Source organism: Agromyces sp. NPDC055658 (assembly GCF_053618155.1).
In genome coordinates, this window is record NZ_JBSHHD010000001.1 from 130,979 (window position 1) to 157,557 (window position 26,579).

A 26,579-nucleotide genomic window follows, 5' to 3' on the forward strand; every position below is an offset into this window, starting at 1 on the left:
GGCGGCGAGGATCCGCCCCGGCCCGCACCACCACCGCGCATCACCACCGCGCGCCACCACGAGAACCACGCAGGACGACATGCTCACCTCATCGACCCGGGCGGTCACGACCGCCGGCACCGCGCGCCGCGGGCGCACGGGCGGCCCCGGGCTCTCCGGGCCCGATGCCCCCGCCCCCGGCGGTCGGGCCCCGCGCCGCGCCGCCGGCCGTTGGCGCATCCCGCTGCTCTTCCTGCTGCCCTTCGGCGTGCTGTTCGCCGCGATGTACCTCGTGCCGATCGCCTTCGCGTTCGTGCAGAGCCTGTTCACCCTGCAGCGCTCGGGCCTCGGGCTCGAGGCGCCCACGCTCGAGTTCACGCCGTTCGCGAACTACGCCCGCCTGCTCGGCGATGCCGACTTCATCGCGTCGCTCGGCAGGGTCGCCCTGTTCGGACTCGTGCAGGTGCCCGTCATGCTCGGCCTCGCGCTCGTGCTGGCCCTCCTGCTCGACTCGCGCTCGGCCCGCGGCAAGGGCTTCTTCCGGCTCGCGGCCTTCCTGCCCTATGCCGTGCCCGGCGTCATCGCCGCCGTCATGTGGTCGTTCCTCTACTCGCCCGTGACGAGCCCGATCAACACCCTGCTCGAGCGGGTCGTCGGTACCGGCATCCCCTTCTTCGCACCCGAGGTGGTGCTGTGGGCGGTCGCCAACATCGTCACCTGGGGCTGGACCGGCTACAACATGCTCATCATCTACTCGTCGCTGCAGACGATCCCCGCCGAGACGGTCGAGGCGGCACGCCTCGACGGCGCCGGCGCCTTCCGCATCGCGTGGAGCATCAAGATCCCCATGGTGCGCCCGGCCCTCGTGCTGACCGCCGTCTTCTCGATCATCGGCTCCGCCCAGCTCTACAACGAGCCCAAGGTGCTGCAGACCATCTCGGGCGGAGCGATCAGCAACACGTTCACGCCCCTCATGGCGGCGCAGGCGCAGGTCACCGCCCAGAACTACCCCTACGCGGCCGCGCAGTCGGTCGTGCTCGCGCTCCTCGTCGGCGTGCTCTCGTTCACCTTCTTCAAGCTCATGAATCGAGGCGAGCGATGAGCGCCCCCGCCCTCGTGTCGGCCGAGCGACCGCCGCGTTCCGACCGACCGGATGCCGACCGCCCGGGCCGCTCGCGGCGAGAGGCGAACCTCGCGAGCCGCCTCGGCGTCTTCGCCCTGCTGGGGCTCTCGGCCCTCTACTTCATCGTGCCGATCTGGTGGCTCGTCGTCGCATCGACGAAGCCCGTCGGCAAGCAGTTCTCCGAGCCGGGCCTGTGGTTCGACGGCTTCGGGCTGTTCGACAACATCGCGCTCGTCTTCGCCGAGAGCGACGGCATCTTCGGCAGGTGGATGCTCAACAGCGTCTTCTACGCGGGGACGTCGGCGCTCGTCGGAACGCTGCTCTCGGCGATGGCGGGATACGCGCTCGCGAAGTACGAGTTCCGCGGCCGCGGCGTCGTGTTCGGCGTCATCCTCGCCGCCGTGCTCATCCCCAAGGTCATGTTCACGCTGCCGCTCTTCCTGCTGTTCAACCAGGTGGGGCTGCTCAACAACCCGCTCGCCGTGCTGCTGCCGAGCGTCGTGAGCCCGTTCGGGGTGTACCTCGCCCGCGTGTTCGCGGCGCAGTCGGTGCCCGACGAGCTCATCGAGGCCGGCCGGATCGACGGGGCGGGCGAGTTCCGCATCTTCTTCTCGATCGGCATGCGCATCATGTCGCCGGCGCTCGTCACGATCTTCCTCTTCCAGTTCGTCGAGGTCTGGAACAACTTCCTGCTGCCGCTCATGGTGCTGAACGACAGCTCGCTGCAGCCCGTGACCGTCGGCCTCGTCGGCTGGGCGGGCAGCAACGGGCAGGTGCCGGCCGGCACGGTCGTGGTGGCCGCGCTGCTCTCGGTGGTGCCGCTCATCATCGCCTTCCTCAGCCTGCAGCGCTTCTGGCGCGCCGGGCTCACCGCGGGGGCCGTGAAGTGACCGACACGCAACAGCGCGCCGCGACCGCGCTGCTCACGTACGAGGCGGGCGCCTTCCTGCGCGGCGGCCGTCCGCACCGCGTCCTCTCGGGCTCGCTGCACTACTTCCGGGTGCACCCGGCGCAGTGGCGCGACCGCCTCGAGCGCATGGTCGCGCTCGGCCTCAACACCGTCGACACCTACGTCGCGTGGAACTTCCACGAGCGCCGCCGCGGCGAGGTCGACTTCTCGGGCTGGCGCGATCTCGAGCGCTTCCTCGAGCTGGCCGCCGAGGTCGGCCTCGACGCGATCGTGCGGCCCGGGCCGTACATCTGCGCCGAGTGGGACAACGGCGGGTTTCCCGCCTGGCTCTCGGGCACGCCGGGCCTGCGCCTGCGTTCGAGCGACCCCGCCTACCTCGACGCCGTCGACGCGTGGTTCGACGAGCTGCTGCCGCGGCTCGTGCCGCTGCAGGCGAGCCACGGCGGCCCGATCGTCGCCGTGCAGCTCGAGAACGAGTTCGGCAGCTACGGCGACGACGCCGACTACCTCGCGTGGCTGCACGAGCGTCTGGTCGCGGGCGGCGTCACCGAGCTCGTCTACACGGCCGACGGCCCGACCGAGCTCATGCAGGACGGCGGGAGCGTGCCGGGCGTGCTCGCGACCGCGACGTTCGGCTCGCGCGCCGCGCAGGCGGCGTCGATGCTGCGCGAGCGCCGCGCCGACGAGCCGTTCATGTGCGCCGAGCTCTGGAACGGCTGGTTCGACCACTGGGGCGACCCCCACCACGTGCGGACGCCCGAGGGCGCGGCCGGCGTCGTCGCCGACATCATCGCCGAGGGCGGTTCGCTGAGCCTCTACATGGCGCACGGCGGCACGAACTTCGGCCTCTGGTCGGGCGCGAACCACGACGGCGTGCGCCTGCAGCCGACGCAGACGAGCTACGACTCGCACGCCCCGATCGCCGAGAACGGCGCGCTGACCGAGAAGTTCTGTCGCATCCGCGACGTGCTGCAGGATGCCTCGGGGCTGACGCCGCCCGAGGCATCCCCGACCCCGCCCGTGCTGCCGGCGGCGACGCTGCCCGTGCGGCCGGGTCGCGAGCTGCTCGACGTGCTGCGCGCGGCCGGCGAGCCGGTGCGCGCGGCGAACCCGCCCACGTTCGAGGAGCTCGGCCTCGACGCGGGCCTCGTGCTCTACGAGGCCCGTCCGGTCGTGCCGTCGGGCGGGGCACTGCTCACGATCCGGGGGCTGCGCGACCGCGCCCTCGTGTTCGTCGACGGCGTGCGGGTCGCGGTGCTCGACGCCGAGCAGGCCGCATCGGGCGTGCGGCTCGCGGGGGAGGGGCGGCCCGTCGTGCTCGAGCTCGTCGTCGAGAACCAGGGTCGCATCAACTACGGTCCGCTGCTCGGCGAGGGCAAGGGCATCCTCGGCGGCGTGCAGCTCGACCGACGGCTCGTGCAGCGCTGGGCGGCGCGACCGCTGCCGCTCGACGAGTGGGGCGCGCGCGAGCTGGCCGGGCTGGCGACGGCGAACCTCGCCGTCGACGAGCCGGCCGATGCGTTCCTCGCGTTCCCCGGCTTCGGCAAGGGGTTCGTGTGGGTGAACGGATTCCTGCTGGGCCGCTACTGGGAGATCGGTCCCCAGCAGACCTACTACGTGCCCGCGCCGCTGCTGCGGGCGGGCGAGAACACGATCGCCGTGCTCGAGCTCGAGCGACTCGGCGACGCCGTCGAGCTGCGCGAGCGTGCCGAGCTCGGACCCGAGCAGGAGTACATCGAGACCTTCGACTGAACTGCGCCGTCGGCGCAGGTCGATGTGGACGCGTCGACACGACGCGGGAATGGAGACGAAGATGCCTTCATCACGACCCCCTGGCCGCCTCTGGCGACTCGGGCTGGGGTGCGCCATCGCGGGCGGCGTGATCGCCCCGCTCGGCGCGGTGCCGGCGCAGGCCGCCCCACTCGTGCCCGACGGGTTCGCCGTCGCCGTCGCGGGCGAGACGTTCGCCCTGCAGAGCCGCGATCTCGCGGTGACGGCGTCGGCCGGCTTCCCGCAGGTCGTCGCGTACACCGACCGCGAGTCGGGCGCGACGATGCACGGCAACGACGCGACGATCACGTCGATCACGATCAACGGCACGGCCGAGCCCGTCGAGGTCGCCTCGCGCGTCGACGACGGCGACGCGGTCGACTACGTGCTCACGCCGTCCGCCCTCGACGGCGTCTCGATCGAGGCGCGGCTCTCGGTGAAGCAGAACGTCGTCACCATCGAGGTCACGAAGATCACCGACCCCGACGGCGTCGTGAAGACGCTGCAGATCCCGAACCACCGGCTCGTCACCGTCTCCTCCGACGAGGCCGGCGCCGCGGTCGCGGCGGCGAACCTGTCGGTCGACCGCAACGTCTCGGGCGACGTGTTCCTCCCCGTGACGGCCGGCACCCCCCTCGATGCCGCGCCCAAGGGCTCGAACGCGATCATCGCGAACACGGGCGAGCTCGCCGCGGCGTTCGCGACGAACGCGCTCTACGACACCTCGTCGGGGCCCTCGCAGAAGGACGCCGGCAACTTCTGGCGCCAGGCGGTCGCGGACGGCGACGGCGACGGCGTCGAGGTCGGCATCGCGAGCGGACCGTGGCTCTACCGCGCCCAGGGGTCGAGCGACACCGAGGAGCTGCCGTGGGTCGCGGTCGCGATCACCCCAGACGCCAACGGCGACGACGTCGTCGACTGGCAGGACGGCGCGATCGCGATGCGCGACATCCGCGTCGCCCCGAACAAGGGCGACCAGACCCCCGAGAACGTCATCACGCACATCCCGTTCAACTTCGCCTCGCAGGCGACCCACCCGTTCCTGCGCACCCTCGACGACGTGAAGCGCATCGCGCTCAACACCGACGGCCTCGGCCAGGTGGCCATGCTCAAGGGCTTCACGAGCGAGGGCCACGACTCGGCGAACACCGACTACGGCGACAACTTCAACGAGCGCGCCGGCGGGCTCGACGAGCTCAACGCGGCTGTGAAGGCCGGCAAGAAGTGGAACGCCTCCTTCGGCGTTCACCTCAACGCGACCGAGATCTACCCCGAGGCGAACTCGTTCAGCGACGAGATCGCGAACGAGAACTCGAAGGGCTGGAACTGGCTCGACCAGTCGTACTACATCGACCAGCGCTACGACCGCGTCTCGGGCGAGCTCGACAAGCGCATCGGCGAGCTCGCAGACGCGACCGACGACAACCTCGACTTCGCCTACATCGACGTCTACTACGAGCACGGCTGGCTCGCCCAGACGCTGCAGGACTCGCTCGTCGAGCACGGCTTCCGCGTCGGCTCCGAGTGGGCCGACAAGCTCGCCGAGAACAACACGTGGTCGCACTGGGCGAACGACGAGAACTACGGCGGCTCGTCGAACAAGGGCGTGAACTCGCAGATCCTGCGCTTCGTGAACAACACGCAGTCCGACGTGTGGAACCCGCATCCGTTGCTCGGCACGAGCCACATCGTCGAGTTCGAGGGCTGGACCGGGCAGAACGACTTCCCCGGATTCCTCGAGAACGTGTGGACGGCGAACGTGCCCGCGAAATTCCTGCAGCACCACGAGATCACGCGGTGGGCAGCCGACCGCATCGACTTCGAGGACGGCGTGAGCGTGACCGGCACCTCGGCCGCCGACCGCGTCATCACCGTCGACGGCACCGAGGTGCTGCGCGGTGACACGTACCTGCTGCCGTGGTCGTCGAAGGCGGGCAATGCCGCCGACAAGCTCTACCACTACAGCCCGGCGGGCGGTCAGACCACGTGGCAGCTCACCGACGGGTTCGCGGATGCCTCGTCCCTGCAGCTGTTCGCCCTGGGCGACGAGGGCCGCACGAAGGTCGCCGACCTGCCCGTCACGGGCGGCGCCGTCACGATCGACGCCGAAGCGGGCCGGGCCTACGTGCTCGTGCCCGGTGCGAAGGCGACGGGCGCATCGACGCTGCCGAAGAAGGCCTCGTTCGGCCAGGGCACCCCGGTGCAGGACCCCGGCTTCAACGAGACGGACCTCGACGGCTGGAACCCGCAGGGCGCAGCGACCGTCGAAATCGACGGCCGCGGCCGCCGTGCCGCCGTGCTCGGTGCCGGCGAGGCCTCGATCAGCCAGCGTCTCGGCGAGCTCGCGCCCGGCACCTACGCGGTCTCGGCCGACCTCGGCGTCGCGGCCGGGCGGACCAGGCCGACGACCCTGTCGGTCGACGTCGCAGGCGACGCCGGCAAGGGCGGTTCGACGAGCATCGACAGCTCTGGCGCCGTCAACCTCATGGCGGCCGATGAATGGCGCGACACCACGCTGCAGCGGCTGCGGACCTACATCACCGTGACCGCCGACACCCGGCCGACGCTCACGATCGCCGCGGGTGACGGTGAGGCGCCCGTGCGCATCGACAACGTGCGGGTGGTCTCGAGCGACGACCCGACGGGGCGCGAAGACGTGCTCGTCGACGAGGACTTCGAACAGGTCGACCAGGGCTGGGGCCCGTTCTTCAAGGGCGACGCGGGCGGCTCGACCGACCCGCGCACCCACATCGCGAAGCGCAACGAGCCCTTCACGCAGCAGGGCTGGAACGGCCGCTCGTTCGACATGGTGCTCGACGGCGACTTCTCGCTCATGGCGCACGAGGAGAACCGCGGACTCGTCTACCGCACCTCCGAGTACACCGCGCCGTTCGTGGCGGGGCATCGCTACCGGGTCTCGTTCGACTATCAGAGCGGGGTCGCGGGCGCCTACTCGTTCGTCACGGGCGTCGACCAGATCGCCGACGGTGCGTCCAAGACGGTCGACCTCACCTCGTCGGCGTTCGACGCCGTCCACGAGACGACCGAGTTCGTGCACGAGTTCGACGCACCCGCTTGCGGCGACCCGTACATCGGCCTCCGGCGCAACGCCGTCGGCGGCGCAGGGTCCGACCTCATCCTCGACAACCTCCGCATCGTCGACCTCGGTGAGAGCGAGTCCTCGGGCGCCTGCGCCCGCCTCGCGCTCACCGCGCCCGTGAGCGGCCTCGTGCCGGGTGAGGCCAACGCCTTCACCACCGCCTTCACGAACCATGAGCCCGAGCCCGTGACGCAGGTCGCGACCGAGCTCGTCGCGCCCGAGGGCTGGAAGGTCGCCCCCGTCGGCGCCGCGGAGTTCGCCTCGGTCGCGCCGGGAGCCACGGTGAAGACGACCTGGCGCGTGTCGGCCCCGGCCGACATCGAGCAGGGGAACTACGAGATCTCGGCCTCGACCGGGTACACCGTCACGGGGGGCACGCGAACCGTCGAGGCATCCGTCTCGGTGCCGACCCTGCCGCCGGGACTGATCCCGCAGTCGCGCCTCTCGATCGCCGGGGTCAGCGACGCCGAGCCGGGCACCGGCGACGGCAGCGCGAATGCCGCGATCGACGGCAACGCCGCGACCATGTGGCACTCCGCATGGTCGCAGGTGAACCCCGACACCCCGTACCCGCACTGGATCGCGCTCGACCTCGGCGACAGCTACGCGGTCGACGGGTTCGACTACCAGGTGCGTCGTGGCAACGGTTCGATCAAGCAGTACGAGCTGTATCTCAGCACCGACGGCAAGAGCTGGGGCAGCCCTGTGAAGGCCGGCCAGTTCGCGAGCACCGCCGAGGTGCAGCACCTGTCGTTCGCGGCGACGGACGCGCGGTACGTGAAGCTCGTCGGGCTCAACGCGATCAACGGTGCGGCCTTCGCCGGCGCGAACGAGCTCAACGTCTGGGGCACCCGCGCGGCCGCGCCGACGCCGCTGCCGAAGGACGCGATGACGGTCGTCGACGCCGACTCGGAGGAGACGGAGGGTGAGGACGGCCACGCGACGAACGTGATCGACGGCGACCCGGCGAGCTGCTGGCACAGCGAGTGGCTCAACGCCTCGCCGGCCTACCCGCACCACGTCTCGATCGACCTCGGCGGTGCGCAGGAGCTGCGCGGGATCTCGATCCAGCAGCGTCCGGGCACCGAGCCGAACGGCCGCATCAAGAGCTACGAGGTGTACGTGAGCGCCGACGGCGAGGACTGGGGCGACCCCGTCGCGAGCGGTGAGCTCGCCACCGGCACTGCGCCGCAGCCCGTCATGTTCGACGAGCCGGTGACCGCCGGCTTCGTGAAGGTCGTCGCCACGAGCTCGCACAACGGGCAGCCATGGGCCTCGATCGCCGAACTGGAGTTCTTCGGCGCCGAGTGATCGACCGGCGCCGGGCCGCTTCGCCGCCCCGCCGGCGCCCACCTGCGCGAACGCCCCCGCGATCCTCACCGCGGGGGCGTTCGTGCGTCTAGCCCGCGGATCATGCACTCCGAAGGCGGATTCTTCGACCGGTTGCCCGTGCCTCCCGAGCCGGGCGCCCAGCCGCCGATACTTTCCGTGGTGGCAGCCGCCGCCCGGCGAGCTGCCCGGGCGGCTCGTACTCGATGAGGTGTTGTGTCACGACCGACGGCTCGTGATCGTGCTGCGCGAGCTGCGCCGATTCTCGAACGGGCTCGAGGTCGGACTTCGCGGTGCCCGAGCTCCGTCGAGTGCTCGGCGCGGAACTCTTCGACGTGCTTCCGGCGACGCGGCGCCTCTGGCCCGACGACGAGGCCTAGCCACCGGCTAGCGGCGGTGCCGCCTGCGGAACTCGGCCGGGCCGACTCCGATGCGCTGCGTGAACAGGCGCGAGAAGTAGGCTGCGTCGTCGTAGCCGACACTCGCCGCGACCGCCCGCACTGCGAGGCGGGTGGATGCGAGCAGCCCGCACGCGCGGTCGATCCGGGTGCCGATGACGAGCTCGTTGGGCGTCCCGCCGGTCACCTCCCTGACGTGCTCGCGGAGCGTGCCGACGCTCACGCCCGCGAGCGCGGCTCGGGCCGCGACATCCAGGTGCAGCGCAGCATCGGCCTGCACGGCGGCGACCGTCGCCTCGCTCGCCGTCGGCGAGGCGCGGCGGCCGGCGACCGAGTCGGCGAGGAGGTCCTGCGTGAGGGTCGATGCGTCGAACGCTCCCCGCCAGCCCGGTCGGCCGAGCGCGCCGCGCAGCGCGTCGAATCGGACGGCGAGGTCGGCCGGAAGCGTCACGCCGAGCTGCACGGGCCGGCGCCGGTCGAGCACGCCCAGCCCCTCGAAGGCGGCGACGGTCGCCCCCGTGTAGAGCACCCAGTGCTCGGTCCAGCCTCGCGGCGAGGCGTAGTCGTGCGGACGCTGCGGGAGCACCTGGATCGTCGCCGGCGCCTCGATCTCGATCGTGCCGACGAGCGGGTCGCGGTAGACACCGGCGCCGCTCGTGACGAAGACGATCGCATAGTCGCCGAGCCGGCGTCGACCGCCGAACCCGGGCGACGGGCCTTCGTGCCGACCGGCCCCGAGGCAGGCGAGGCCGTACTCGACGAGCAGCGGGTGCGATTGCGAGTAGAGCGCCCAAGCGGTCATGAAAGTCCAATTCCTTCGTCTCAGGAGTCTATTCCGCGTGCGCTCGCCCGAGTTGATGATGGACGCATGCTGACGTCCAACGGATACGTGCTCGAAGAAACTCCATCACGTCTCGGCGAGCTCGAGCCGGTGCCGATGGCCGAGCGCGGCGATCGCGATGCGCTGTGGGCCCGGCTGCGCCGAGACGGGTACCTCTACCTCACTGGCCATCTCGTGCCGGAGGACGTCCTCGAGTTCCGCCGCTACTACTTCGAGGTGCTCGCCGAAGCGGGCCTCATCGCCGAAGGGTCCGACCCCGTCGACGGCATCGCCGCGCCGCACGACGTCGACCGGGCCTCGTACCGGCGCATCCTGTTCGACGAGATCGTGCCCGGCGCGCAGTACGAGGCGCTCTGCCGGTCGCCGCGGATCTCCGAGTGGTTCGCGTGGCTGCTCGGCGACGACGTGCACCTGCACCGGCGCAAGATCATCCGACACACGAAGCCGGGCGAGCGCGGCATCGGCACGGCCACGCAGGCGCACTACGACCTCGTGTACCTCCGCGAGGGCAGCGACCGCGTGCTGTCGATGTGGATCCCGCTCGGCGACATCCCGCTCGAGCGGGGCGGACTCGCCTACCTCGAGGGCAGCCATCGCCGGGTGATGGCGCAGGAGGCGGCCGGTGAACTCCGCCACCCCGCGGCGTCGATCACCGCCGATCTTCCCGGCCTCGCCGACGAGTACGACGCCCGCTGGCTCGTCGCCGACTACGCCGCGGGCGACGTCATGGTGCACTCCGCGCACCTCGTGCACGCCGGCCTCGACAACGTCGACGCCGAGGGGCGCATGCGCCTGTCGACCGACATCCGGTACCAGCGCCTGTCGGAGCCGATCGACTGGCGCTGGCAGAACCACTGGCACCTGGAGGACGGGCTGTGAGCGGCTCGGCGCCCGCGTGACCGCTCGTGCTCATGCCGGACCGGGGCAGCGGCCCCGTACCGTACGCCCCTGCGGGCGCCGACGGCCGAGCCGTCGTCGATCCTGCGCGGTCGAATCGCCGGAGCATGCACGAGATCCGGCGCCGGTTCCGAGGCACCGGCCTCCGGGCCCGCCCTGATCCGGACGGGCACTCCGCGCGGCATCCTGGGTGAGGATGTCTCAGATAAGGAGGCCCATCATGTCGGTGAGCATCGGCGGCATCGAGCTGCACCTCGGCCCGCGGTCGGTCGGGGGACCCGACGACCTCGACGGCGCGATCCGCGACTTCATCGACGAGGCCGACCACAGCCTCGCGATCGCGGTGCAGGAGATCGACTCGCGCGCGATCGCGGCATCGATCATCGCGGCGAGGGCCCGCGGCGTCCGGGTGCGCCTCATTCTCGAAGGCGACTACCTCACGGAGGAGACCGCACTCGCCGACCCCTGGCGAAGCGCCGGCGACCACGAGGAGAACCGGATCATCCTCGGGGCGCTCCTGAAGGCCAGGGTCGACGTCGTGAGTGACCTCAACCCGAAGATCTTCCACCAGAAGTTCATCGTGCGCGACACGCGCAAGCCGAAGGCCGCGGTGCTGACCGGTTCGACCAACTTCACGCTCACCGACACCGGGACGAACGCCACCTCGAGCCGCGGCGCCGGACAGAACCTCAACCACGTCGTGGTGCTGCACGGGCAGCGGGCCGCGACCGAGTACGTCCACGAGTTCGAGCGCATGCGCTCGGGCACGTTCGGCGACCTCCACGAGCGGGTCGAGCCGAAGCCGAAGGAGTTCGACCTGCCGCACGTGCGGGTCAAGCCGCTGTTCGCGCCGCGGCACGGCCCCGAGATGGAGATCATGAAGCAGATGCTGAAGGCGAGGGAGTCGGTCGACTTCGCGATGTTCACCTTCGCGCAGTCCTCGGGCATCGACGACACGATGATCCGGCTGCGTCCTCTCGTGCAGCGCATCCGCGGGGTGCTCGACCGCGAGCAGGGCGCCGCGAAGTGGGCCGCGACCGCCGGCCTCGCCGCCGGCGACGTCGACCTCTACGTCAACAAGCCGAAGACGGGCGTGCGCAAGCTTCACCACAAGCTCATGGTCATCGACGAGCGCCTGCTCGTCGTGGGCAGCTTCAACTACACCGCCCCCGCCAACACCCTCAACGACGAGAACATCATCGTGATCGGCGACCTCGAAGAGACGGATGCCGCGGCCGAGGCCGAGCAACGCGAACTCGCGGCCTATGCGGTCGGCGAGATCGAGCGCATCATCGCCGATCTGGGTGCCCCGATCCCCGGCTGAGCGCCGGGCGATGCGGCTGCGGGGTCAGCGCGACTCGTCGGCGCGCACGCCGAACACGGCCTCGAGGCCGTCGATCCACGCACGCTGCTCGCCGGCGCGAGCGTATTCGCGTGAGCGCACCATGGGCGTGTGCAGCAGCACGCCGGCCATGTGCCGCAGTGCGGCCTCGACGCGTTCGTCGGCTGCGGGGTCGCCTGTGCCGCGCGAGCGGGCGCGGGTGATCTCGGCCTCGAGCACGCCCTGCACGTGCGCGCGGAGCGCGACGACCGAGGGGGCGAGGTCGAGCTCTTCGCCGACGGCGCCGAAGTTGCGGGCCGCGCGCTCGATGAGCACGCGTGCGTCGTCGGAGGCGCCGAGCTCTTCGAGCGGTGCATGCCGGCGGATGGTCTCGAGGTCGAGCAGCTCGACGCCCTCGACCTCGACGACGTCGGTCGCGACGTTGCGCGGCATGCCGAGGTCGATGACGAGCTGGCGCGCGCCCTGCGCGGCCTCGGGCACGGGGCACCAGGCGCGGAACTCGGCGAGCACGGCGTGGGCCGCGGCATCAGGGCCCGTCGCCTGCGACTCGGGCGCGCCGGAAGCGGCGAGCGCCGCGTGCGAACCCGCGAGCGTCGCCCGGCCGCCCTCGAGCAGCACCCGGTCGACGACGTGGTGGTCGGCGGTCGTGCAGGTGATGATGACGTCGGCGGCCGCCGCGGCGATGGCGTAGCCCGCGTGCGAGACGGCCGTGATGTCGTGGCCGCGTGCGAACTTCGCAGCCCGGCCCGAGGGCGAGTAGACGCGCACGTCGTTCGCGCCGCGGTCGCGGAGCGCCGCGAGCGTCGCCCCGGCGTACTGGCCGGTGCCGACGAGCAGCACGCGCGCGGCCGACCAGTCGGCGACGCGGCTCGACGCGAGCTCGAGCGCGAGGCGCACGAGCGAGCGCCCGGCGCCGCCGATGCCCGTCTCGTTCTTCACCCGGCGGGAGGTCTGCGAGGCGCGCTGGAAGAGCCGCTCGAGTTCGGGGGTCGTGGTGCCCTCGGCGCGGGCGCGCTCGAGCGAACGACGCACCTGGCCGGCGATCTCGCCCTCGCCGACGACGACCGACTCGAGGCCGGCGGCGACCGAGAAGAGGTGGCCGGCGACGGCGTTGCCGTGCACGAAGCCGAAGGTGGACCGCAGCTCGTCGGGCTCGACGCCGGCCGCGTCGCCGACCGCGCGGATCGCCTCGTGCACGGCGGGCACGGGGGAGTCGCCCTCGCGGGTGTCGAGGTCGAGGTAGGCCTCGAAGCGGTTGCAGGTCGCGACGACGACCGCACCCTGGAGCGAGTCATGACGGTCGAGGATGCGCGGCGCGGCGGATTCCGCGTGCGCCGAAAGCCGTTCGAGGGTGTCGAATGCGGCGTTCTTGTGGCTCGCGGTCAGGCAGATGAGCACTCGTAGATTCTACCCGGGGTCGAAAGCGAGGATGACTCGGGGCGCAACAGCCTCGCGTCGCGCCCTACCGGACCCCCGCGAACGCCGCGCCCGGCCGGATCACCGGGATCGCGCCGGTCACGGGCGGCGGCTCGATGCCCTCGGCCCTGAGCGCCTCGCGGTGCAGCGCCTTCCAGCTGCGCACGAGCGCGAAGAACGGGGCGTCGCCCAGGGCGTAGGCACCGGGGCGGGGCGCACTGAAGACGATCGGCAACTCGACGCTCGTGCCGCCTCGGCGAACCCGCAGCACGAGCACGGAGACGAGCGTGCCGCCGATGACCATCGAGTCGGCGCGGATGTTGCGCACCTCGCGCCACGGGAAGAAGACCGCTCGGCGGGGGCGGCGGCCGCCGTTCCAGAACGCGACGCCGAGCTCGTCGACGACGATCGAGTAGCGGGCCGCGAGGCGGATCGGATGCGGCACGTCGACGCGCAGCTCGTTGAGGTCGGCGACGAGCATGCGCGTGCGGATGCCGCAGCTGACCTGGCCGCGCACGCTCGCCTCGAGCGCACGACGCCGGGCACGGCAGCGTCCGGCACGACCGAGGCGGACGAGGAGCCAGATCGCGCAGACGACCGCGGCGGCCGCGATCACGGCGAGCGTGGCCCTGCCGCCCGACACCGACGGCAGCCCGAGCACGACCTCGTCGACGCGGCTGCCGCCGAGGGCGAGGGCCGCGATCACGAGGGCGGCGAAGAGCGCGATGAGGACGGTCAGCTTCGCGCGGTGCGGCGCCTCGGCGTTCACCGGACGCCTCGCAGGCGACCGGCGCCGCGAGCGGCACGCGCGATGGACAGGGTGGACGACATCGTTCGGGACATGCGTTTCTCCGTGGGGGCGGAGGCGCGCCGCCTGGCGGCGCGTCGTCATGCGTGGGTGGCGCACAACGCCTCCGACCATAGCGCGTGGCGCGCCGCGAGCGGAAGAGTCGGTGAGCTTTCCTTCCTATTCGCCTCGGACCCTCTTCTCGCGAGTGCGAGCGGCGATCGGCCGGTGCCCGGCGAGCGTGCTCGGGTAGATCGACGACGCGCTCCGCTTCCACCGCTCGCTGCAGCAGCCCGCTCCTCCCAGCCCGATGCGAGACAATGTCGGGCGTGATCCTCTCCCCGCAGCATCCCCTCTCCGCCGGCCTCACCAGCGACTCGCGACTCGTGCGCGCGTACCGCGGCGAGCGTGCCGACACCACGCCCGTCTGGTTCATGCGCCAGGCCGGTCGCTCGCTGCCCGAGTACCGCGACCTGCGCGTCGGCACGCGCATGCTCGACGCCTGCCTCGACCCGGCGATGGCGAGCGAGATCACCCTGCAGCCGGTGCGGCGCCACGGGGTCGACGCGGGCATCTTCTTCAGCGACATCGTGGTGCCGCTGAGGCTCGTCGGCGTCGACGTCGAGATCCAGCCGGGTCGCGGCCCGGTCTTCACGAAGGGCTACGCGGATGCCGCGGCCGTCGCCGAGCTCACCGCCATCGATCCCGCCCGACTCGACGAGGCATCCGCCCCCATCGCCGAGGCGGTCGCGCTGACGATCGCCGAGCTGAACCGCACGCCCGAGGCGGCGTCGACCGGCGGGAACGCGGCGACCCCGCTCATCGGCTTCGCGGGCGCGCCGTTCACCCTCGCCGCCTACCTCGCCGAGGGCGGCCCCTCGAAGGACCACCTCGCCGCCCGCACGCTCATGCACGCCGATCCCGGTGCCTGGCGGGCGCTCATGGAGTGGACGGCCGAGCTCACCGGCCGGTTCCTGCGCACCCAGATCGTCGCGGGCGCCTCGGCCGCGCAGCTCTTCGACTCGTGGGCCGGCGCGCTCTCGCTCGCCGACTACGAGGCCCACGTCGCCCCGGCCTCGGCACGCGCGCTGAGCTTCGTGCACGATCTCGAGTTCGAGACCGCGGATGGCTCGGGCGCGACCCGGCCGGTCCCCGTCGTGCACTTCGGCGTCGGCACGGGCGAGCTGCTCGGCGCCATGAAGGAGGTCGGGGTCGACGTCGTCGGCGTCGACTACCGCGTACCGCTCGACGTCGCCGCTGAGCGCGTCGGCGCGGGGGTGCCGCTGCAGGGCAACCTCGACCCGGCGCTGCTCGCCGCGCCGTGGCCGGTCCTCGAGGCCGCGGTGCGCGAGGTCCTCGCCAAGGGAACGGTCGCGCCCGCGCACGTCTTCAACCTCGGCCACGGCGTTCCGCCCGAGACCGACCCGACGGTGCTCACCCGCGTGGTCGAGCTCGTGCACGAGGCGGGCGCGTCATGAGCGACCTGGCGGGATCCGGAGACGCGGCGCGTCGCGACGACGAACCCGCTCCTCGGCGCGACGCACAGGCGGAGTCTCCGAGTCCGGTGACCGCGGCCGACGTCGTGGTGATCGGCGGCGGGGTCGCCGGCATGGTCGCCGCGCTCGAGTGCGCGAAGATCGGCCTGCGGGTCGCGCTGCTCGAGCGTCGCGACGCGCTCGGCGGATGCGTCGGACGCATCGAGCTCGACGGCCTCACGCTCGACTCGGGCGCCGAGTCGTTCGCGACGCGCGGCGGCACGGTCGCCGAACTGGTCGCCTCGCTCGGGCTCGACGACGAGGTGGTCGACCCGAACCCGGCGGGCGCGTGGCTCGTCTGGAGCGGTGCGGCGAACGATGCGCTCGACGCCGCGCCCCTCCCGAGGACCGGCGTGCTCGGCATTCCCGCGAATCCGCTCGGCGACGACGTGCGCCGCATCATCGGATGGAACGGCGCGGCCCGGGCGTATGGGGACCGGCTCATGCCGATCCTGCGGATCGGTCGCGCCCGCAGCCTCGGCGAACTCGTGCGCTCGCGCATGGGATCGGCCGTGCTCGACAAGCTCGTGACGCCGATCTCGGCCGGCGTCTACTCGGCCGACCCCGACCTGCTCGACCTCGACGTCGTCGCGCCCGGCCTCAACGAGGCGATGACCCGCATGGGGTCGCTGTCGGGCGGCGTCGGCCAGCTCGTCGAGCAGCGCAAGGCGGGCGGTGCGGTACGCGGCCTGCGCGGGGGCATGCACACCCTCGTCGATGCGCTCGTGCGCGAACTCGAGCGATTCGACGTGACGGTGATCACCGGTGCGGAGGCCACCTCGATCGAGCGCGTCGGCGACGCGGGGTGGCGGGTGCGCGCGACGGTGTCCGACGCCGACGCCGACGCCGACGCCGACGCCGACGCCGACGCCGACGCCGATGCCGATGCCGATGCCGAGCTCGACCTCGTCGCACCCGACGTGGTGCTCGCGGCGCCGGCGCACACCTCGCTCCGCCTCCTCGACGAGGCCGTCGAGGGCTGGGAGTCGACGGGCGACTGGCCGCACGCGGCCTCGGTCGAGCTCGTCACGCTCGTGCTCGACGCGCCGGCGCTCGACGCGTCACCCCGTGGCACCGGCGTGCTCGTCGCCGCCGACACCTCCGGGGTCGCCGCAAAGGCGCTCACGCATTCGACCGCGAAGTGGAGCTGGCTCGCCGAGCGCGCCGGTGGGCGCCATGTGGTGCGGCTCTCGTACGGGCGGGCCGGTCAGCCGAACCCGCTCGACGGCCTCGCCGACGACGCGGTCGCGGCGCTCGCGCTCGCCGACGCGAGCCGGCTGCTCGGAGTGCCGCTCGACGCGGGGATGCTTCGCGCATCCGGCCGCACCGAGTGGCGCGACGCCGTCTCGCACGCCGCCATCGGGCAGCGCGATCGCGTGCGCGCCCTCGAGGACGCCGTCGCAGCCGAGCCCGGCGTCGAGGTCACCGGCTCGTGGGTCGCGGGAACCGGGCTCGCCTCGGTCGTTCCGCACGCGCGCGAGGCGGCGGCGCGCATCCGCCACCGGGCGGTCGGCCGGCGCGAGCAGGGCTGACGCGGCCGCTCAGGCGAGGGTCGCCGCGAGCTGCTCGGCCGTGAGCTCGCGGTCGGAGTAGACCAGCCGGATCGCCGACGCGTCGGGGTTGCCCGCGTCGGGCGCGCGGTGGCGGAGTGCGAGCCCGACCTTCTCGGCGACGCGCGCCGAGGCGAGGTTGTGCTCGAGCAGGTAGGCGACGACGGGCAGCTCGGGCCGATGCGCACGGGCGTCCTCGACGGCGGCGAGCGAGAGCTCGGTCGCGTACCCCTGCCCGTGCGCCTCGGGCCGGAATCGGTAGCCGAGGTTCCAGAAGGCGCCGCCGGTCGTCGCTCCACCCCGAACCGCACAGCCGCCGTGCCCGATCACCGTCGACGGGTCGGCTGCGGTGCGCACCGTCCACGCGGCGAAGCCGACGGTGCGCCAATCGGTGAGCCAGCGGTCGAGCACCCGCCTCGTCTCGTCGAGGCCGGCGTGCCGGCCCGACGGCAGGTGCCGCCACGTGCGCTCGTCGCCGTAGATCTCGTGGAGCGGCCCGAGGTCGGCGGCGACCGTCTCGTCGAGGAGCAGGCGGGCGGTGCGTCGGGTCATGCGAGGGAGTCTAGAGGCGCGCGCCGACGAGCACCGCGGCCGGAACAACGACGAGGCTGCGCCCGCGACGTCGTGAACAGGTCGGGCCTCGCGCTACGGCGCGTCGTCCAGAGCGAGACGCAGCGTGGCGCGTGCGCGACTGTAGCGGCTGCGGATGGTGCCGGCGGGCCGGCCGAGGTGGCGAGCGATTTCTGCCAAGCTGAAACCGTCCCAGTGGTGGAGCCGGATGATCTCGGCATCCAGGGGCGCGAGGGCCCCGAGGGCTCGGTGGACATCGTCGTCGCGTGCTGGCACGTGGGTGCCGTCGGTGAGTGCCTGGTCCCGCAGGCGGTCCATGAGCGCTTGTCGCCGAACTCGACCTCGGCGGCTGGTGCCGAGCACCCGCCGGGCGATTCCGTACAGCCACATGCGCGCTTCCTGGTCATCGTCGGGGAGGACGTCTGCGCGTCGCCAAGCGACGAGCAGGGTCTCACCGAGGAGATCCGGCGCTTCCTCGTACGGACAGCGTCGCTCGAAGTACGCGAGCAGCGCCGGTGCTTCACGTCGCACCACGCACTCGACCCGGCCCTGCAGTCGCCGTATCACCGTGGAGTCCGCGGTCATCCGCGGTACTCCAGCGCATCGAGATCGTCCGTGCACACCCGGCTGATCGCGCCGAGGTGCGGCTCACCATGACTGAACGGCTGGTTCGGTGGCGCCGTCCCCCAGACGATGCCGGGCACCACCTCGTCGAGGTCGTGAATGATCTGATCCTGGATCGCCTTCCATTCCTTGTCGTCCGTCGTCGGCACAACGCCGAGTCGGCTCTCGATGCTCGTCGCGAATGCCTCGGAGTCGGCTGTCGCCCAGTAGTCGCTCACCGCAGTGAACTCATCACCGGTGAGACCCTCGAGGTCGAGGTAGAGCGCGCATTGCTCGCCACGATCCGTTTCGCCGACAGAAACATACGGAAGTCCCGACATCGGGCGCATCGCTCCGTCAGTGAGGGTCGAGAACGGCGGTACCGAGAGCAGGTACGTGTCGAGATCGGTCGCGGCCGCGAGCCCGCCGGCGAGCGCGAGCCCTCCGCAGAGTGTGATGACGGGCAGCCACCAGCGGCGTCGTCGGGATACCGACTGAGCCGTGAGCTCGTCGATCACCGCGTCGAGCGCGACCGGAGTCGGTCGCGCAGGATCGGCGTACTTCAGTCGGCGATCCAGATCCTGATCCATGGGCTTCTCCCTGCTCTCATCATGAACATGGCCGGGAGTCGCCCATGTGTTGCACGCATCGAACCGACCACCGAGACGCGTTCACGTGCACGGGCGCTGCGACGTCGCGAGGGCGGGCAGGCAGTTGACGTCCGAACGAGGCCCGATCGCATAGCCGGAACGGAATATTTCGACGCAACCCCCTTGCGCGCCTCGGTGCGGGGTCTACGCTGGAGGGGTCGCTGTGGGCGGATCAGCGGGGGAAGACGGGGTGCACATGAAGGGCAAGATCCTCTTCGTCGTAGGGCTGGGAGTCGGCTACGTGCTCGGCACGCGGGCCGGTCGAGAGCGGTACGAGCAGATCAAGCGGGCCGCAGAGGGCGTGTGGAACACGCCGGCGGTGCAGCAGGGCGTCGACCAGGTGAAGGGATTCGCGGCCTCGAAGGTGGGCGATCTCTCCGACTCGGTGCTCGACGGCGTGAAGTCGTTCATCGGCAATGCCACGCGCGGGTCCGGCGCCACCAAGACCGACGTCGGCGATGCCGCCGCGAAGGCCAAGCGCGGCGTGTCCGACGGTGCGAAGGCTGCGAAGTCGGCGGTCGACGGGGTCGCCGACACGCTGAGCGACGCGATCGACTCGGCCGCCGAGGTCGCAGAGGGGGCGGCGAAGCCGTCGAAGCCCGCGCCGAAACGCACCACGTCGCGCGGCGGCAAGCCCGCGGCATCCGATTCCTAGACGGGAGGCGACCGCGCGATGGCCGCACCGACGAACGACGAACGCTCGCTCTTCACGCTGATCGGCGAACTGCCCGACACGATCTCGAACCTCGTGCGGGCCGAGATCGACCAGATCAAGGCCGAGGTGACCTACAAGGTCAAGCACTTCGGCATCGGCTCGGGCTTCTTCGTGGTGGCGCTCATCGTGCTGCCCTTCCTGATCTTCACCCTGCTCGCCGCGGCGATCTTCGCGCTCGCGCTCGTGATGCCGGCGTGGGCGGCCGCGCTCGTCGTGTCGGGCGTGCTCGTGCTCGTCATCGCCGTGCTCGTGTGGATCGGCATCGTGAACTTCCAGCGGGGCTCCGAGCCTCTCGAATCGGTCGAGAGCCTCAAGGCCGACCTCGACGCCCTGAAGGGAACGGGTGACTATGACCGCCGCTACTGACGCACCCCGCCCCTCGAAGCGCGAGTCCGCGCAGCGCGAGCGCAACCTCACCCGGGTGCAGGCGCGGGTCGCCTCCCGGCAGGCGCGCGACGAGTTCGCCCGCACCCTCGACGCCCTCGAAGACAAGCTCAACGTGCCGAAGCAGGTCGGCATCCGGGTCGACCGGGCGAAGCTGTCGCTCAAGGCGTTCTACGACGAGCAGCCCGGGGTCGCGATCGCGGCCGCCGTCGGCGTCGCCGCCGCCGTGGGCGGCCTCGTGTGGCTCGTCGTGCGATCGAAGCTCGGCGACTGAGCGGTGCGAGAAGCGGGCCGGCACCGGTGACGACGTCCTCAGCGGACACCGCCGTCGAGCGGGTCGCCGACGCGATCCGCTCGGAGATCCTGAGCGGGGCGATCGCGCTCGGCTCGCCGTTGCGCGAGGAGGCGCAGGCCGAGCGCCACGGGGTCTCGCGGCACACGGTGCGCTCGGCGTTCCAGCGGCTCGTGGCCGAGCGCCTCGCCGAGGCCCAGCCGTACCGCGGCGTGCGGGTCGTCAGCTTCGATCGCGATGAGATCCGGGCGCTGCAGCAGCTGCGCGCCGCCCTCGAGGGCGAGGCGGTGCGCATCATCGCCGAGCGGTACGGCGACACGTGGCCTGACGAGCTGCTGGCGCCGGCGGTCGACGTGCTCGAGCGGTTGAGCGGGTTGACGAGCGAGCGCGGCGAACGTCCTGAAGCCGAGTCGCATGCGGTCGCGGGCCTCGATGCACGTCCTCCGGCGTCGGGCGCCGCTCGACCGGCGGACGGGGACGTCGACTGGCTCGAGGTCGAACGGCTCCACGCCGACTTCCACCGCGCGATCGTCGCCGCGTCGGCGAGCCCGCGCATCATCGAGGCCCATGACGCGCTCGGCAGCGAGCTGCTGCTGTTCCTGCTGCACGTGCGCCCGCACTACACGCTCGAGGCCATCATCGACGAGCATCGCGAGCTCCTCGTCGAGATCCAGGCGCAGGGTCCAGAGGCGATGCGCGAGCATCTCGGTCACTCGACCGACCTGCTGCTCGGCCAGATCGACGGTTCCGACGTCACGGCGTGATCGCGGCGTACCAGATCAGCAGCAGCGTCACGACGAAGCCGACGGCGTAGTTGATGCCGAGGAACCGCTTCCACCCCGCGTTCGCACGGCCCGACGTCGCGTCGGTGACGTCGACGAAGGGGGCCGCCGCCACGATGTAGGGCACGACGAGCACCGCGGCGAGCGGGCCCGGCCACGACGTCGCGAGCATGAGCACCCCGGCGACCGCCCACAGCGCGATCGCGAGGCGAACGGTGCGGCGCGCCCCCATCGCCGTGGCGATCGAGGCGATTCCGCCCGCCCGGTCGGGCACGATGTCCTGCACGGCTCCGAAGGCGTGGCTCGCGACGCCCCACGCCAGGAACGCGAGGAGCAGGGCGACGAGCGGTGGCGTGAACGCGGCCCCTGCCAGGACGAGCCCGTAGACGGCGGGCCCGACGAAGTGCACGCTCGAGGTGAGCGAATCGAGCCCGGGCACCTCCTTGAAGCGGAGGCCCGGAACCGAATACGCCGCGACGGCGAACAGGCACACCGCGAGCACCGCCGACGCCGCGAGACCGCCGAGCAGCACGAGCACCACGACGAACGGCAGGCAGGCCGCGATCGCCGCGATGATCGTCAGCCGGTGGCGTCCGGGCACGAGCAGCGCGCCCTCAGCGCCCCCCTTGCGCGGGTTCGCGGCATCCGACGCGTAGTCGAAGACGTCGTTCACCCCGTACATCGCGAGGTTGTACGGCACGAGGAAGAAGAGCGTGCCGACGACGAATGCGGCATCGACCTCGCGAGTCGTGAGCAGGTACGCCGCGGCGAACGGGTACGCCGTGTTCACCCAGCTGAGCGGCCGCGACGCGGTGACGAGATCGGCGAAGGCGCCGCGCCGGCGGACGTCAGCGAGCATGGCGAGGCCCGTCGAGGAGGTTCCAGAGCCCGCTGAGCAGCAGCACGCCGGCGATCGGGTAGGCGAGGTCCTCGACCGGGGCGAGCCAGATGCGCACCCCCCAGATGTGCGCGTCGCCGTAGTCGAAGAGCCCGGCGGCGATCATGACGGAGTCGAAGAGGACGGTCAGCACGACGAGGATGCCGCCGCTCGCCAGGACCGCCTCCCAGTGCCGTCGGGGAGCGCGCGGTGCCCCGACGGCGGCGACGGCGATCGCTGCGGCCAGGAACGCCGCCGAGAGCACGAGATAGGTCATCGTCGGCGATCCTCCCGCGTCGAGGCGAAGCGCAGCGCCGCCGTGTAGAGCACGAGCGTCAGGTACGCGAGGAACGCGAGGAACACGAGTTCCTCGATCGGCAGCTCGGGGGCGAGCAGCACGCCAGTGCTCACCGCGTTCTCAGCCCGATGGAAGATGCCGAGCGCGATGCCCGCGAGATCCCATGCGAGGAAGAACGCCACGCCCGCGGCGACCACCACGGCCGCGCGTCGCGACCGACCGGGGGCGGCGAAGACGAGGCGGAACCGCACGTCGACGAGCGCCAGGCACGCGATGCTCGCGGCGAGCGCACCGAGGTAGGCGAAGCTCATGCGGGCACCCGCCCGCCCTGCGGCTCCGGCAGGCGCGCGGCGCCGCGCTCGCCGCGCACGGCCTTGGCGACGAGCTCCGCGCTGATGAGGCACATCGGCAGGCCGATCCCGGGCACCGTCGTGGCCCCGGCGAAGTAGAGCCCGCGGACCTTCTTCGACGCCGTCCGACCGCGTAGGAACGCGCTCTGCCGCAGCACGTGCGCCGGCCCGAGCGCCGAGCCTCGCCACGAGTTGAGTTCGTCCGCGAAGTCGCCGGGTCCGACGGTCCTGCGGACCAGGATGCGGTCGGCGAGGTCCTCGATGCCCGTCCACGCCGCGATCTGCGCGATCGCGGCGTCGGCGACCCGTTCGATCGCGGGGTCCCCTCCGCCGTCGACGCCCCCGCGGCCGAGGCGCGGGTCGGCCGGCACCGGCACCAGCACGAACAGGTTCTCGTCGCCGGCCGGGGCGACCGAGGCGTCGGTGGCGCTCGGCCGGCACACGTACAACGACGCCGGGTCGGGTACCGACGGCGACGGGCCGAAGATGCGCGCGAAGTTGTCCTGCCAGTCGGCGGTGAAGAGCAGGTTGTGGTGCAGCAGCTGCGGCAGGCGCCCGCGGACGCCGAGCATCACGAGGACGGCTCCGGGACCGGGGTCGGCGCGCCGCCACGACGCGGCCGACCGGCTTCGGTGCTCGGGCGCGAGGAGGGCGGTCTCGGTGTGGTGCAGGTCGGCCGCCGAGACCACGAGGTCGGCCGTCTCGACGCGCGGCAGGCCGCGGGCGTCGAGCACGCGGATGCCTCGTGCCGTTCCGTCTTCCACGACGATGCCCGTCACCCGGGAACCGGTCACCACGCGGGCGCCGGCTTCCTGGGCGAGCGCCGCCACGCGATCGATGAGCTCGCCGAACCCGCCGCGCGGGTAGAGCACGCCGTCGTCGAGGTCGAAGTGGCTCATGAGGTGGTACATGCTCGGCGCAGCCGCCGGGGACGTGCCGAGGAAGACCGCCGGGTAGCCCAGGATCTGGCGGAGCCGCGGGTCGCGGAAGCGCCGGGCGATGAAGCGGTCGAGCGGTTGGAAGAGCAGACGCCCCAGGCGCCCGGCATGGCGGAGCACCGGGCGGGCCGCAATGGACGCGGGTGAGGAGAAGTCGTTGTAGAGGAAGTGGTCGACGGCGAGGCGCGCGGTCGACCCGGCCGAGTCGAGGTACCGCTCGAGCTCGACGCCGGCACCGGGTTCGATCGACTCGAACACGGCGGTCGCCCGCCGTCGGTCGGCGTGCAGGTCGAGCGGCGCGGGATCGTGCTCGAAGAACACGCGGTACCCCGGCTCGAGGCGCACGAGGTCGAGCTGCGCCTCGGCGCTCGTGCCCATGAGCCGGAAGAAGTGCTCGAAGACCTCGGGCATCAGGTACCAGGACGGACCGGTGTCGAAGCGGAAGTCCCCTGCCTCCCACCGGCCGGCCCGCCCGCCGATCGCGTCGCGCGCCTCGTGCACCGTCACGTCGTGGCCGTCGCGCGCGAGGAGGGCGGCGGTGGCGAGCCCGGCGATGCCGGCGCCGATGACGACGACCCGGCTCACGGCCGTGCCCCGTGCGCGAACGCGCTGGCCTCGGCCGGGGTGCCCGGCCGAGGCATCCCGCGTCGTGGCCGGACGACCGAACGGAGCAGCAGTGCGAGCTTCCTCGGCGAGGGGACGCTGACCCGTTCGCGGACGAGCCGCGGCGCCGGCGTCCGCCGGAGCCGCGCCGAGAGCTCGGAGAAGAGCCCGTGCGCCGCGGCGACCGCCCGACGGCATCCGCCCGGCAGCTCCGCGATCACGCCGCCCGCGATCGCGAGGTCGCGGTCGATGTCGTCGAGGACCCGCGACTTCTGCGCCTCGGTGAGATGGGCCGGGTCGATGCCCGGAAGGTAGCGGCGTCCGCGCTCGCCGAAGTCGTCGGCGAGGTCGCGCAGGAAGTTCAGCTTCTGGAACGCGGCACCGAGGTGCCGCGCGCCGCGCTGCCACCGCAGGTCGCGCTCGGCGTCGGCCGGCAGGCCCTCGCTGAACGCACGCAGGCACATGAGCCCGATCACCTCGGCCGAACCGTACACGTACGCGTCGAGCTCGTCGGCGTCGAAGTCGACCGGGTCGAGGTCGCGGCGCATGGACGCGAAGAACGGCCGCGTCGACTCGACGCCGAAGCCCGTCGCGCGGGCCGTCTGCGCGAACGCGTCGACGACGAGGTTCGCGCTGTAGCCGCAGCGGATCGCCCGCTCGGTCTCGACCTCGAGGGCATCGAGCACGGCGCGGCGCTCGTCGCGGTCGAGCCCGGCCTCCTCGGCCGGACCGTCGACGATCTCGTCGGCGATCCGGACGAGCGCATAGATGGCGGCCACGTGCGTGCGCACGGCGCGCGAGCAGAGCCGGCTGGCGAGGCCGAACGAGGTCGAGTACTCGGTGATCACGCGCGCCGAGCCGAGCCGGGCCGTGCGGTGGTAGAGGTCGAGGCCCGTCGGGGTCATCGCTCTCGCCCCACGCATCCCGACGCCGTGGCGAGGAGGCCGGCACGGAGGGCGCTCGGGAAGTCGCCGAACTCGATCGCGGCGACCGCCTCGGCGTGGCGTTCGCGGATGACGGCCTCGACCCGCGCCCGGGCCCCGGTCGACTCGATCACCTCGCGCAGTCGGGCGGCGGCCGCGTCGTCGAGGTCGGGTCGTCCGAAGTCGTCGGCGACCGTGCGCCACGCCGGGTCGTTGCGAGCCCACGCGATCAGCAGCGTCTGCTTGCCCTCGCGGAGGTCGCCGACGACCGACTTGCCCGTCACCGCCGAGGTGCCGAACACGCCGAGCACGTCGTCGCGCAGCTGGAACGCCACACCCAGGTGCCGGCCGACTTCGCCGAGCCGGTCGACCGCGTCGTGGGGCGCGCCGCCGAGCAGGGCGCCCGCCTGCAGCGGCGCGCTGAACGAGTACCACGCCGTCTTGCGCTCGATCATCGCGATGATCTCGTGCCGCGTGGGCGAGGACGTCGCCTGCCGCACGTCGGCGTGTTCACCCGCGGCGGTGAGGAAGACGCAGTCGTCGAGCACGTCGAGGAGCGCGGCACGGACACGGTCGGGCGCTTCGACCTCGGCGACGATGCGGTGCGCGGCGCTGATCAGCAGGTCGCCCGCGAGGATCGCCGCGGCCTCCCCGTAGTCGCGAGCCCGGCCGACGGCGAGTCCGCGTGCGCGGGCCTCGAGCATGAATCGGCCGGTCACGTTGGGTGCGCCGCGGCGCACGAGGTCGTGGTCGATGACGTCGTCGTGCATGAGGAAGGCCGTGTGCAGGAGTTCGAACGCCAGCGCGAGCCGCACCGCCTCGCCATGGCCCGCTCCCGCGTATGCGGCGTGCGCGGCGAGCACGAGTTCGGGGCGCAGCCGCTTGCCACCGGCCGCGCTGTCGCGTGCCGCCGTCCAGAGTTGCGCGTACTCCGCGTCGTGCGCGACCGCCCGGGCGATCCGCGTGGCGAAGAAGGCCTCGATCTCGTCGTCGATGTCGGTGATCGCGGCGCGCGGCGCCGCGTCGAGGGCCACGCCCGTCATGACGCGAGCACCCGCGGCTCGACGGCCGCCCCCGAGAGGAACGGCAGCAGCCGCGCCTGCAGCACGAGCCACGGACTGAATGCCCACGGGGCATCGTCGACGGCTGCGGCGAGGCGGGCGGGATCGACCCACGCGATGTCCATGACCTCGTTCGGGTGCGGATCGGGCGTCGAGCGGGTGCGGGCGGTGTAGACCGGGCAGAGCTCGTTCTCGACCACGCCCGACGCGTCGACGGCGCGGTAGTGGAAGGTGGGAAGCACGGGTTCGATGTCGTCGAGCTCGAGGCCGAGTTCGAACTCGCCGCGGCGGCGGATCGCATGGAGGAGGGTCTCCGAGGGGGCCGGGTGCCCGCAGAACGAATTCGTCCAAACGCCGGGCCAGGCCTGCTTCGAGAGCGCCCTGCGCGTGACCAGGAGTCTGCCCTGCCCGTCGAAGACGTGGCAGGAGAAGGCGAGATGTCGTGCGGTGTCGGCTCCATGGACGCTCGCCTTCGGAGCTCGACCGATGGGCCGGTCGTCGGCGTCGAGCAGGACGACCTCTTCGATCTGGGTCACTGTCACGGCGACTCCTCGTT

At 72.1% G+C, this 26,579-nt stretch carries 25 protein-coding genes; 12 read left to right on the forward strand and 13 right to left on the reverse strand.

The window, feature by feature from the left end; translation table 11 throughout:
- Positions 1-79 precede the first annotated feature (79 nt).
- From ACWGPE_RS00620 to ACWGPE_RS00635, 4 genes are all read left to right on the forward strand, one after another.
- A complete protein-coding gene (locus ACWGPE_RS00620) occupies positions 80-1,081 on the forward strand; it encodes a carbohydrate ABC transporter permease (protein WP_452047890.1) in 1,002 nt (333 codons plus the stop codon).
- Complete coding sequence (locus ACWGPE_RS00625; protein ID WP_275505978.1) at positions 1,078-1,992, forward strand: carbohydrate ABC transporter permease; 915 nt, start codon at positions 1,078-1,080, stop codon at positions 1,990-1,992. The genes ACWGPE_RS00620 and ACWGPE_RS00625 overlap by 4 nt, the downstream gene beginning before the upstream one ends.
- Positions 1,989-3,764: a glycoside hydrolase family 35 protein gene (locus ACWGPE_RS00630; RefSeq protein WP_452047891.1), complete on the forward strand. Its 1,776-nt coding sequence runs from the start codon at positions 1,989-1,991 to the stop codon at positions 3,762-3,764. The genes ACWGPE_RS00625 and ACWGPE_RS00630 overlap by 4 nt, the downstream gene beginning before the upstream one ends.
- Positions 3,765-3,825: 61 nt before the next feature.
- A complete protein-coding gene (locus ACWGPE_RS00635) occupies positions 3,826-8,193 on the forward strand; it encodes an endo-alpha-N-acetylgalactosaminidase family protein (protein WP_452047892.1) in 4,368 nt (1,455 codons plus the stop codon).
- 405 nt (positions 8,194-8,598) lie between these two features.
- On the opposite strand, the gene ACWGPE_RS00640 is transcribed toward ACWGPE_RS00635, so the two are convergent.
- A complete protein-coding gene (locus tag ACWGPE_RS00640) occupies positions 8,599-9,411 on the reverse strand; it encodes a helix-turn-helix domain-containing protein (RefSeq protein ID WP_275505981.1) in 813 nt (270 codons plus the stop codon).
- Between the two features lie 66 nt (positions 9,412-9,477).
- Here ACWGPE_RS00640 and ACWGPE_RS00645 point away from each other — a divergent pair, with 66 nt between their 5' ends.
- Positions 9,478-10,329 (forward strand): phytanoyl-CoA dioxygenase family protein, encoded by an 852-nt coding sequence (locus ACWGPE_RS00645; protein WP_231429112.1) that lies wholly within the window; start codon positions 9,478-9,480, stop codon positions 10,327-10,329.
- A 238-nt stretch (positions 10,330-10,567) separates the two neighbouring features.
- On the forward strand, positions 10,568-11,671 hold the full coding sequence (locus ACWGPE_RS00650; RefSeq protein ID WP_452047893.1) for a phospholipase D-like domain-containing protein: 1,104 nt from the start codon (positions 10,568-10,570) through the stop codon (positions 11,669-11,671).
- 24 nt (positions 11,672-11,695) lie between these two features.
- On the opposite strand, the gene ACWGPE_RS00655 is transcribed toward ACWGPE_RS00650, so the two are convergent.
- Together ACWGPE_RS00655 and ACWGPE_RS00660 are read right to left on the reverse strand one after the other, a co-directional pair.
- Entirely contained in the window at positions 11,696-13,087 is a 1,392-nt protein-coding gene (locus tag ACWGPE_RS00655; protein WP_376929937.1) for a glutamyl-tRNA reductase, read from the reverse strand.
- Positions 13,088-13,151: 64 nt separating this feature from the next.
- A complete protein-coding gene (locus tag ACWGPE_RS00660) occupies positions 13,152-13,874 on the reverse strand; it encodes a hypothetical protein (protein WP_452047894.1) in 723 nt (240 codons plus the stop codon).
- 338 nt (positions 13,875-14,212) lie between these two features.
- Here ACWGPE_RS00660 and hemE point away from each other — a divergent pair, with 338 nt between their 5' ends.
- Together hemE and hemG are read left to right on the forward strand one after the other, a co-directional pair.
- Positions 14,213-15,370: a uroporphyrinogen decarboxylase gene (gene hemE / locus ACWGPE_RS00665; RefSeq protein ID WP_231429108.1), complete on the forward strand. Its 1,158-nt coding sequence runs from the start codon at positions 14,213-14,215 to the stop codon at positions 15,368-15,370.
- Positions 15,367-16,959 carry a protoporphyrinogen oxidase gene (hemG, locus tag ACWGPE_RS00670; RefSeq protein WP_452047895.1) on the forward strand — a complete coding sequence of 531 codons (1,593 nt, stop codon included), beginning with the start codon at positions 15,367-15,369 and terminating at the stop codon, positions 16,957-16,959. The genes hemE and hemG overlap by 4 nt, the downstream gene beginning before the upstream one ends.
- A gap of 9 nt (positions 16,960-16,968) precedes the next feature.
- On the opposite strand, the gene ACWGPE_RS00675 is transcribed toward hemG, so the two are convergent.
- The 3 genes from ACWGPE_RS00675 to ACWGPE_RS00685 all read right to left on the reverse strand — a co-directional run bounded on the left by ACWGPE_RS00675 (position 16,969) and on the right by ACWGPE_RS00685 (position 18,668).
- A complete protein-coding gene (locus tag ACWGPE_RS00675) occupies positions 16,969-17,529 on the reverse strand; it encodes a GNAT family N-acetyltransferase (protein WP_231429106.1) in 561 nt (186 codons plus the stop codon).
- 93 nt (positions 17,530-17,622) lie between these two features.
- Entirely contained in the window at positions 17,623-18,132 is a 510-nt protein-coding gene (locus tag ACWGPE_RS00680) for an RNA polymerase sigma factor (RefSeq protein ID WP_231429105.1), read from the reverse strand.
- Entirely contained in the window at positions 18,129-18,668 is a 540-nt protein-coding gene (locus ACWGPE_RS00685) for a hypothetical protein (protein WP_452047896.1), read from the reverse strand. Before ACWGPE_RS00685 ends, ACWGPE_RS00680 begins: the two co-directional genes overlap by 4 nt.
- 328 nt (positions 18,669-18,996) lie before the next feature.
- On the opposite strand from ACWGPE_RS00685, the gene ACWGPE_RS00690 reads away from it, so the two are divergent.
- The 4 genes from ACWGPE_RS00690 to ACWGPE_RS00705 are packed head-to-tail and all read left to right on the forward strand — an operon-like array spanning position 18,997 to position 20,955.
- Positions 18,997-19,455, forward strand: a complete 459-nt coding sequence (locus ACWGPE_RS00690; protein WP_231429103.1) for a hypothetical protein — start codon at positions 18,997-18,999, stop codon at positions 19,453-19,455.
- Between the two features lie 18 nt (positions 19,456-19,473).
- Positions 19,474-19,881: a phage holin family protein gene (locus ACWGPE_RS00695; protein WP_231429102.1), complete on the forward strand. Its 408-nt coding sequence runs from the start codon at positions 19,474-19,476 to the stop codon at positions 19,879-19,881.
- Positions 19,865-20,173, forward strand: a complete 309-nt coding sequence (locus tag ACWGPE_RS00700; RefSeq protein ID WP_231429101.1) for a DUF3618 domain-containing protein — start codon at positions 19,865-19,867, stop codon at positions 20,171-20,173. Before ACWGPE_RS00695 ends, ACWGPE_RS00700 begins: the two co-directional genes overlap by 17 nt.
- 26 nt (positions 20,174-20,199) lie before the next feature.
- Entirely contained in the window at positions 20,200-20,955 is a 756-nt protein-coding gene (locus tag ACWGPE_RS00705) for a GntR family transcriptional regulator (RefSeq protein WP_376929932.1), read from the forward strand.
- Here the strand turns inward: ACWGPE_RS00705 and ACWGPE_RS00710 are convergent.
- The 7 genes from ACWGPE_RS00710 to idi are packed head-to-tail and all read right to left on the reverse strand — an operon-like array spanning position 20,945 to position 26,559.
- On the reverse strand, positions 20,945-21,832 hold the full coding sequence (locus ACWGPE_RS00710) for a prenyltransferase (protein ID WP_452047897.1): 888 nt from the start codon (positions 21,830-21,832) through the stop codon (positions 20,945-20,947). The two genes, ACWGPE_RS00705 and ACWGPE_RS00710, sit on opposite strands and share 11 nt — an antisense overlap.
- Positions 21,822-22,127: a lycopene cyclase domain-containing protein gene (locus ACWGPE_RS00715; protein WP_231429098.1), complete on the reverse strand. Its 306-nt coding sequence runs from the start codon at positions 22,125-22,127 to the stop codon at positions 21,822-21,824. Before ACWGPE_RS00715 ends, ACWGPE_RS00710 begins: the two co-directional genes overlap by 11 nt.
- A complete protein-coding gene (locus tag ACWGPE_RS00720; protein WP_275505995.1) occupies positions 22,124-22,459 on the reverse strand; it encodes a lycopene cyclase domain-containing protein in 336 nt (111 codons plus the stop codon). The genes ACWGPE_RS00715 and ACWGPE_RS00720 overlap by 4 nt, the downstream gene beginning before the upstream one ends.
- Positions 22,456-24,021 carry a phytoene desaturase family protein gene (gene crtI, locus ACWGPE_RS00725; protein ID WP_452047898.1) on the reverse strand — a complete coding sequence of 522 codons (1,566 nt, stop codon included), beginning with the start codon at positions 24,019-24,021 and terminating at the stop codon, positions 22,456-22,458. The genes ACWGPE_RS00720 and crtI overlap by 4 nt, the downstream gene beginning before the upstream one ends.
- Entirely contained in the window at positions 24,018-24,944 is a 927-nt protein-coding gene (locus tag ACWGPE_RS00730) for a phytoene/squalene synthase family protein (RefSeq protein ID WP_231429095.1), read from the reverse strand. Before ACWGPE_RS00730 ends, crtI begins: the two co-directional genes overlap by 4 nt.
- On the reverse strand, positions 24,941-26,005 hold the full coding sequence (locus ACWGPE_RS00735) for a polyprenyl synthetase family protein (protein ID WP_452047899.1): 1,065 nt from the start codon (positions 26,003-26,005) through the stop codon (positions 24,941-24,943). The genes ACWGPE_RS00730 and ACWGPE_RS00735 overlap by 4 nt, the downstream gene beginning before the upstream one ends.
- Positions 26,002-26,559 (reverse strand): isopentenyl-diphosphate Delta-isomerase, encoded by a 558-nt coding sequence (idi, locus tag ACWGPE_RS00740; RefSeq protein ID WP_231432206.1) that lies wholly within the window; start codon positions 26,557-26,559, stop codon positions 26,002-26,004. Before idi ends, ACWGPE_RS00735 begins: the two co-directional genes overlap by 4 nt.
- Positions 26,560-26,579: the final 20 nt, after the last annotated feature.